The following is a 7,415-nucleotide window of genomic DNA, read 5'->3' on the forward strand; positions in this document are numbered from 1 at the left end:
GGGCGCGGGCGGCCGCGCCGGGGGGGGGCGGGGGGCCGCGGCGGGGGGGGGGCGGCCCCCGGGCCGGGGGGCCGCCCCGCCGCCGCCGGCGTTCCGGGGACCGTCCGGGCCCGCGCAAACTTTCGCGCAAGCCCCCGATCGGTAAAACCCCCTCCCGCCGGGCGCGGCGGTTTGGCAGGATCACCAGATGGAGCACCCACGCGATCTCACGCTTCTGCCGAAAGCCCATCTCCACCTGCACTTCACGGGGTCGATGCGACCGTCGACCCTGCTGGAGCTCGCCGACAAGTACGGCGTGCGCCTGCCCGACGCACTGACCGCCGGGGAGCCGCCCAAGCTCCGCGCCACCGACGAGCGCGGCTGGTTCCGCTTCCAGCGGCTGTACGACGCCGCCCGCTCCTGCCTCCGCGAGCCCGAGGACATCCGGCGCCTGGTCCGCGAAGCGGCCGAGGAGGACGTGCGGGACGGCAGCGGCTGGCTGGAGATCCAGGTGGATCCCACCTCGTACGCCCCGCTGCTGGGCGGCATGATCCCCGCCGTCGAGATCATCCTGGACGCCGTCGACGCGGCGTCGCGCGAGACCGGCCTCGGCATGCGGGTCCTGATCGCCGCCAACCGGATGAAGCACCCCCTCGACGCCCGTACCCTCGCCCGTCTCGCGGTCCGCTACGCCGACCGCGGCATCGTCGGCTTCGGGCTCTCCAACGACGAGCGCCGCGGCATGGCCCGCGACTTCGACCGGGCCTTCGCCATCGCCCGTGAGGGCGGCCTGCTCGCGGCCCCGCACGGCGGCGAGCTGACCGGGCCCTCCTCGGTCCGGGACTGCCTGGACGATCTGCACGCCTCCCGCATCGGCCACGGCGTGCGGGCCGCCGAGGACCCGCGGCTGCTGCGGCGGCTCGCGGACCGCCAGATCACCTGCGAGGTGTGCCCGGCGTCGAACGTCGCCCTCGGGGTCTACGAGCGGCCCGAGGACGTTCCGCTGCGCACGCTCTTCGAGGCCGGGGTGCCGATGGCGCTGGGCGCGGACGACCCGCTGCTGTTCGGGTCCCGGCTGGCGGCCCAGTACGAGATCGCCCGCCGCCACCACGCCTTCACGGACGCGGAGCTCGCCGAGCTGGCCCGGCAGTCGGTGCGCGGTTCCGCGGCGCCGGGGGACGTACAGGACAAGCTGCTGGCCGGGATCGACCACTGGCTGGCCGCCTGACCGGTCGTCCGGCGGGTCAGTGGGTGAGCCGCAGGTCGCCTTCCCAGCAGTCGGCCCGGACCCGGTCGCCGTCGGGGAAGCCGATCTCCAGCTGGGTGCGCCCGGTCTCCGGTGCCGCGAACTCGGCCACGCTCGCCACGGTGTCCCCGAGGTGGCGCAGGAAGGGGTGGTCGCCGAGGTCCTCGCCGACCTCGATCCGGCCCCACTCCCCCATGTCGTACGGCTCGTGGGGCGGCGCGGACTCGACGATGAGGCACCAGTCGGACCCGGTGCTGATCCTGGTGGAATCGCCCTCGCTGTCGATCAGCCAGACGTCGAGCGGCGCCTCGGAGCGTTCGCCCTCGCAGACGTGCCAGGACGCGACGATCCTGCTGATCGTGCGCCCCACCAGGCGCGTGGGGTCCGTACCGGCCCCGTGCAGTGGACAGAGCATGGCGGCCGGGACTCCTCAGATGCTGACGCCGACCGTCACCGGTTCGTTGACCAGGGTGACGCCGAAGGCCGCGTGGACGCCCGCGACGACCTCGCGGGCCAGGGCGAGGAGGTCCTCGGTGGTGGCCTCGCCGCGGTTGGTCAGCGCGAGGGTGTGCTTGGTGGAGATCCGGGCCGGGCCGGTGCCGTAGCCCTTGGTGAAGCCGGCCTTGTCGATCAGCCATGCCGCGCTGGTCTTCGTACGGCCCTCGCCGGCGGGGTACGCGGGCGGGGTGGTCTCCGGGCCGAGGCGGTCCTGGACGCGGCCGAGGAAGGCGGAGTACGCCTCGTCGCTCAGGATCGGGTTGTGGAAGAAGGAGCCTGCGGACCAGGTGTCGTGGTCGGCGGGGTCGAGGACCATGCCCTTGCCCGCGCGCAGGCGCAGTACGGTCTCGCGCGCGGCGGCGGCCGGGACGCGGTCGCCGGCCTCGACGCCGAGGGCGCGCGCGGTCTCCGGGTACTTGACCGGCGCGGACAGGCCGCCCGCGTCCTCCAGGGCGAAGCGGACGCGCAGGACGACGTAGCGGTCGGGCTGGTCCTTGAAGGTGCTGTTGCGGTACCGGAACGCGCACTCGGCGGCGGTCAGCGTGACCGTCTCGTGCCGGGTGCGGTCGTACGCGACGACCTCCGTGATGGTGTCGCAGACCTCCTGGCCGTACGCCCCGACGTTCTGGATCGGGGTGGCGCCGGCGGAACCGGGGATTCCGGCGAGGCATTCGATGCCGGCCAGACCCGCCTCGACGGTACGGGCGACGGCGTCGCTCCAGTTCTCGCCGGCGGCGAGCTCCAGGGTGGTGCCGTCCAGGTGGAATCCGGTGGTCGCGATGCGCAGGGCGGTGCCCTCGAAGCCGCGGTCGCCGATGACCAGGTTGCTGCCGCCGCCGATGACGAGGAGCGGTGTGCCGCTCTCGTCCGCGGCGCGGACGGCCTCGACCACCTCGGCGTCGGTGGTCGCGGTGACCAGACGGGTGGCGGGGCCACCGAGGCGGAAGGTGGTCAGGGGGGCGAGGGGGGCGTCGTGGAGTTCCTGCACGTGGACAAGAGTACGGTCCGTACCCCTCGCATCCCTGCGGGGCCACGGACCGTACGTCACGAGCGGGCCTGCTGTTCGGCCAGCCGGCGCTCGGCCTCGGCCCAGGCGACCGGGAGCCCGGAGGCCGGGGCGGTCCAGAAGGTGAAGGCCGACTCCCGCATGAACGCGGCGGCGGCGCGGGAGCTGGAGCGGTGCGGCTCGCTGGCGGCGAAGCGGTACAGCGCGTCGCGGTCCTGCCATGCGGAGAGGGTCAGGAAGGTCCGGCTGAAGATCCGGGCCCGGAGCGCGACGCCGTGGGCGCCGGGCGCCGAGCGGATCTGGCGGATGATGCCGGGGGCCTTGAGGAAGAACCGGAAGGCTCCGAGGAGGGTCTCGGTCTCGAACCGGGAGGCCATGACGTAGACCTCGGAACCGGGGGCGGGCGGGGTGGGCGTGGACCAGGGGATGTCGGGCATGACGGGTGTTCCCTTCCGTTCGGGTGCCTGCGTTCGGGTGCCTGCGTTCGGCTGCGGTCGCCGTCGCGGTTTGCCGTTGCCGTTGGCGTTGGCGTTGGCGGTCAGCGTGCGGCGGCCTTGTCGGCGAGGGCGGCGGTGGCGGGGGCGGGGGCGGGCGTCGCGGGGACGGGTGCCGGGCCCCGGGCGGCCCGCTTGCCCGGCACGAGGAGGGCGAAGGCGGCCGCCACGGCCACCGCGGCGGCGCCGATCCACAGCGCGGGCACGGTCCCGTCGGTGAAGGCCTGCGGGGTCTCGTAGCCACCCTGGGCGGAGAAGACCGAGGCCAGGACGGCGACTCCGAGGGCTCCGCCGACCTCGCGCAGCGCGTTGTTGGCGCCGGAGGCCTTGCCCTGGTCCGCGGGGGACACGGTGGACATCAGGATGTTGGAGGCGGGGGCGAAGTACAGGGCCATGCCGATGCCGCTGAGGATGAGCGCGGGCAGCTGGGCGGCGTACGAGACGTCCGCCTCCAGGATCATCGCGAACCAGCCGAGGCCGAGGGCCTGGAACGCCAGGCCGGCGGCGACGACGGGACGGCCGCCGATCCGGTCGGAGAGGATGCCGGCGATGGGGGCGACGATCATCGGCATGCCGGTCCAGGGGAGCATGCGCAGACCGGCCTCGGTGGGCGAGTAGCCGGCGACGCCCTGGAGGAACTGGCTGAGCAGGAAGATCGAGCCGAACATGCCCAGGTACATCAGCAGGCTGGCCACGTTGATCCCGAGGAAGCCGCGGTTGCGGAAGAGCCGCATGGGGAGCATCGGGTTCGCGCTGACGGCTCCGTGCCGGGCGAAGGCGAGGACGAGCAGGCCGCCGACGATCAGGGAGCCGAGGACGGTCGTGCTGGTCCAGCCGTCGGAGTTGGCGTTGACCAGGCCGTAGACGATGCCGAAGAGACCGCCGCTGATCAGGAGGGTGCCGGGGACGTCGAGGCGGGCGCCGGGGGCGGTGGACTCGGCGAGGCGCAGGCGGGAGAGCGGGATCAGGGCGAGGCCGAGCGGAACGTTCAGCCAGAAGATCCACTGCCAGGAGATGTGCTCGGTGAGGCTGCCGCCGATCAGGGGGCCGCTGGCGACGGCCAGGCCGGTGACGGCTCCGTAGATCCCGAGCGCCATGCCGCGGCGGGCGGCCGGGACGGCGGCCATGAGCAGGGTGAGGGTGAGCGGCATCATGACCGCGGCGCCGACGCCCTGGACGGCGCGGGCGGCGATGAGCGTGTCGATGCCGGGTGAGAGGGCGGCCACGGCGGAGGCGCCGGTGAAGAGGGCGAGACCGCCGATGAAGAACCGCCGACGGCCGAAGCGGTCGCCGAGGGCGGCGCCGAACATGAGGAGGACGGCGAAGGTGAGCGTGTAGGCGTTCACCGTCCACTCCAGGTCCTCCAGCTTGCCGCCGAGGTCCTCGCGGATGGCGGGCAGGGCCGTGGTGACGACGAGGTTGTCGAGGGCGGCCATGAAGCTGGCGGCCCCGGTGAGGACGAGCGCCCATACGGCGGGCCCGCGGAACGCGTTGTCCGGCGCCTCGTGGGTGTCTCCGGTCACGCGGGCGTCTGCGGTCTCTCGGGCCTCTGCGGTCTCTAGGGTCTCTGCGGTCTCTCGGGCGTCTCTGGTGCCTTGCGTGCCGTTCACGGTTTCCCCCTGAGGATGAGAACTGGACTGTTAGTTATCACTGACTAACTTTGCGGCGCAGAAAAATACGCAACAGCGCGGGGCCCGGATGCCCTACTCCGGTTCCGCCTGCTTCTCGATACGGGCAGACGGGTAAAGCGCCTCCCACACCCGGTGCCCCGGCGGAAAACCCATGGCGGCCAGGGTGTTGATCAGCATTCCGTAGGCCATGAAGGTCGTGGTCTCCTTCACGTCCCCGCCGAGGGGGACGTGAACGGTGTCCCAGAGCTCCATCCAGCCCTTGCGGACGAGCTCGCCGAGCTGGTGGTCGCCGGCCGCCTCGGCGGCGGCGACGGTGACGTACATCTGGAGCTGCATCTGGAGCTTGTCCGGCTCCTCGGCGATCAGCCGGGCGTACGCGTTCGCCATGGCGAGCGTGGCCTCTTCGCCTTCCAGGCCCTCGGCGGCGGCCGCGAAGACGTCGCGGGTTTCCCGCAGACAGCGCTCGGCGGCGGCGAGGAAGATGGCCGGCTTGTTGGGGAAGAGGCGGAACAGGTACGGCTGCGAAACGCCGACGCGCTTCGCGATGGCCTCGGTGGAGGTCCCGTAATACCCGCCGCGGGCGAACTCGTGAATCGCCGCGCGGATGACGCTCTCGCGCCGTTCGTCTGCGCTCATCCTTGCCATGGCAGTAAGTTAGTACGCAATCACTAACTACGTCAACCCCGGCCGGAGCCGTTCCCCGGCGCCGTGGCGGCCGGGGAACGGACGGGGTCAGGCCAGGGTCACCACGGCCCGGGACATGCCGAGGACCTTCTGGCCCGCGCTCATGGCCGTCAGGTCGACCCGCACCCGGTTGTCGTCCAGCTTGGCCGCGACCTTCCCGCTGACCTCGATCACCGCGCCCGCGTCGTCGTTCGGCACGACCACCGGCTTCGTGAACCGCACGCCGTACTCCACGACCGCCCCCGGGTCGCCGACCCAGTCGGTGACGACACGGATCGCCTCGGCCATCGTGAACATGCCGTGCGCGATGACGTCCGGCAGTCCGACCTCCTTGGCGAACTTCTCGTTCCAGTGGATCGGGTTGAAGTCACCCGAGGCGCCCGCGTACCGCACCAGCGTGGCGCGGGTCACCGGGAAGGACCCCGCCGGCAGCTCGGTACCGACCTCGACGTCGGCGTACTTGATCTGCGCAGTCATCTCAGGCCTCCTCGGGGGCGCGGGAGACGAGCTTCGTCCACGCCGTCACCACGTGCTCGCCGGTCTCGTCGTGGACCTCGCCGCGGATGTCGATGATGTCGTTGCCCGCCATCGACTTCACGGCCTCGATGGTCGAGGTCACCGACAGCCGGTCACCCGCCCGCACGGGCCGCGAGTACGCGAACTTCTGGTCGCCGTGCACGACGCGGCTGTAGTCCAGACCCAGCTGCGGGTCCTCCACGACCTGGCCCGCCGCCGCGAATGTGATCGCGAACACGAAAGTCGGCGGGGCGATCACATCGAGGTGGCCGAACGCCTTGGCGGCATCGGGGTCGGTGTAGACGGGATTCGCGTCACCCACCGCGACCGCGAATTCGCGGATCTTCTCCCGGCCGACCTCGTACGGATCGGTGGGCGGGTAGCTCCGCCCGACGAAGGACTGGTCGAGCGCCATGGCTCCCTACCTCCTGTTGAAAAAGACGGTCACATCAGGAAAACGATCAGGGAACCGATCACGGAAACGATCAGTGAACCGATCGTGGAAACGACACGAGGCCGTCCCCCGATGAAGGGGACGACCTCATGACGGTGCCTGTATTCGAGACTTCGCTGGGGTCAGCGGGTCTCGCGGTGCGCGGTGTGCGAGTTGCAGCGCGGGCAGTGCTTCTTCATCTCCATGCGGTCCGGGTTGTTACGCCGGTTCTTCTTGGTGATGTAGTTCCGCTCCTTGCACTCCACGCAGGCCAGCGTGATCTTCGGGCGGACGTCGGTGGCAGCCACGTGAGTGCTCCTTGACGGACTATGGGACGGATGAACGCATAAAAGAGTAGCCGATCGGGAGACCGACCCCGCAATCGGCTACTGTGGGTAGCGGCGACCGGACTTGAACCGGTGACACAGCGATTATGAGCCGCTTGCTCTACCGACTGAGCTACGCCGCTTTGATGTGATCAGCTCCCCACCCGAGGGTGGGGAACCTCTCTCACCAGAGCCCCAATGCGGAATCGAACCGCAGACCTTCTCCTTACCATGGAGACGCTCTACCGACTGAGCTATTGGGGCGAGCGATGAAGACATTACACGGTTGCCCGCCCATCGCCCAAATCCTTTGCGGGGACTGGCCTCCGAGGGGGTCGGCACGGCATTCCCGATCAGGGCCCGGACGGCCCCGGAGCCCATTTCGGGGCGGATTGTGGCCGGGCTCACACATCTGACGCCCCGTACGACGCTCCCCGCCCCCGCGCGAGGGCCGGCCCCGGTCCCGGACGGGGCGGCATCCGGACGGGGCGGCCCGGACGGGGCGGCATCCCGGACGGGGCGGCATCCGGACCGGGCGGCCCGGACGGACGGGGCGGCGTCCCGGGTGGACGGGGCGGCGGCACGGACGGACGGGGCGGCGC

At 71.5% G+C, this 7,415-nt stretch carries 9 protein-coding genes and 2 tRNA genes; 1 reads left to right on the plus strand and 10 read right to left on the minus strand.

Translation table 11 applies throughout. The features are described from left to right. Positions 1-187 precede the first annotated feature (187 nt). Positions 188-1,207, plus strand: coding sequence for an adenosine deaminase (locus ACFXA3_RS29155; protein WP_385191506.1), 1,020 nt, complete (start codon positions 188-190; stop codon positions 1,205-1,207). 16 nt (positions 1,208-1,223) lie between these two features. Here ACFXA3_RS29155 and ACFXA3_RS29160 read toward each other — a convergent pair whose 3' ends face one another. From ACFXA3_RS29160 to ACFXA3_RS29205, 10 genes are all read right to left on the minus strand, one after another. After that, on the minus strand, positions 1,224-1,640 hold the full coding sequence (locus ACFXA3_RS29160; RefSeq protein WP_385191507.1) for a hypothetical protein: 417 nt from the start codon (positions 1,638-1,640) through the stop codon (positions 1,224-1,226). Positions 1,641-1,655: 15 nt separating this feature from the next. Further along, a complete protein-coding gene (locus tag ACFXA3_RS29165) occupies positions 1,656-2,771 on the minus strand; it encodes a UDP-N-acetylmuramate dehydrogenase (RefSeq protein ID WP_385191509.1) in 1,116 nt (371 codons plus the stop codon). Continuing rightward, complete coding sequence (locus ACFXA3_RS29170) at positions 2,768-3,166, minus strand: DUF3291 domain-containing protein (RefSeq protein WP_385191510.1); 399 nt, start codon at positions 3,164-3,166, stop codon at positions 2,768-2,770. The genes ACFXA3_RS29165 and ACFXA3_RS29170 overlap by 4 nt, the downstream gene beginning before the upstream one ends. Positions 3,167-3,267: 101 nt before the next feature. After that, positions 3,268-4,833 (minus strand): DHA2 family efflux MFS transporter permease subunit, encoded by a 1,566-nt coding sequence (locus tag ACFXA3_RS29175; RefSeq protein ID WP_385191511.1) that lies wholly within the window; start codon positions 4,831-4,833, stop codon positions 3,268-3,270. A gap of 93 nt (positions 4,834-4,926) precedes the next feature. After that, complete coding sequence (locus ACFXA3_RS29180) at positions 4,927-5,499, minus strand: TetR/AcrR family transcriptional regulator (RefSeq protein ID WP_385191512.1); 573 nt, start codon at positions 5,497-5,499, stop codon at positions 4,927-4,929. An 87-nt stretch (positions 5,500-5,586) separates the two neighbouring features. Continuing rightward, positions 5,587-6,015, minus strand: coding sequence for a MaoC family dehydratase (locus ACFXA3_RS29185; protein WP_385191514.1), 429 nt, complete (start codon positions 6,013-6,015; stop codon positions 5,587-5,589). A gap of 1 nt (position 6,016) precedes the next feature. Then, on the minus strand, positions 6,017-6,469 hold the full coding sequence (locus ACFXA3_RS29190) for a MaoC family dehydratase N-terminal domain-containing protein (RefSeq protein ID WP_030870124.1): 453 nt from the start codon (positions 6,467-6,469) through the stop codon (positions 6,017-6,019). A gap of 161 nt (positions 6,470-6,630) precedes the next feature. Beyond that, positions 6,631-6,795 (minus strand): 50S ribosomal protein L33, encoded by a 165-nt coding sequence (gene rpmG, locus ACFXA3_RS29195; RefSeq protein ID WP_007265873.1) that lies wholly within the window; start codon positions 6,793-6,795, stop codon positions 6,631-6,633. Positions 6,796-6,883: 88 nt separating this feature from the next. Continuing rightward, a tRNA-Met gene (locus tag ACFXA3_RS29200) sits at positions 6,884-6,956 on the minus strand. Between the two features lie 48 nt (positions 6,957-7,004). Continuing rightward, positions 7,005-7,077 (minus strand) — tRNA-Thr (locus tag ACFXA3_RS29205). Positions 7,078-7,415 lie beyond the last annotated feature (338 nt).

The sequence above is a fragment of the Streptomyces sp. NPDC059456 genome (assembly GCF_042750055.1).
In the GTDB taxonomy this organism is placed as follows: Bacteria; Actinomycetota; Actinomycetes; order Streptomycetales; family Streptomycetaceae; genus Streptomyces.

Coding starts and splice junctions, on each gene's coding strand:
- ACFXA3_RS29155 (WP_385191506.1), top strand. CDS start 188: ATGGAGCACCCACGCGATCTCACGCTTCTGCCGAAAGCCCATCTCCAC.
- ACFXA3_RS29160 (WP_385191507.1), bottom strand. CDS start 1,640: ATGCTCTGTCCACTGCACGGGGCCGGTACGGACCCCACGCGCCTGGTG.
- ACFXA3_RS29170 (WP_385191510.1), bottom strand. CDS start 3,166: ATGCCCGACATCCCCTGGTCCACGCCCACCCCGCCCGCCCCCGGTTCC.
- ACFXA3_RS29180 (WP_385191512.1), bottom strand. CDS start 5,499: ATGGCAAGGATGAGCGCAGACGAACGGCGCGAGAGCGTCATCCGCGCG.
- ACFXA3_RS29185 (WP_385191514.1), bottom strand. CDS start 6,015: ATGACTGCGCAGATCAAGTACGCCGACGTCGAGGTCGGTACCGAGCTG.
- ACFXA3_RS29190 (WP_030870124.1), bottom strand. CDS start 6,469: ATGGCGCTCGACCAGTCCTTCGTCGGGCGGAGCTACCCGCCCACCGAT.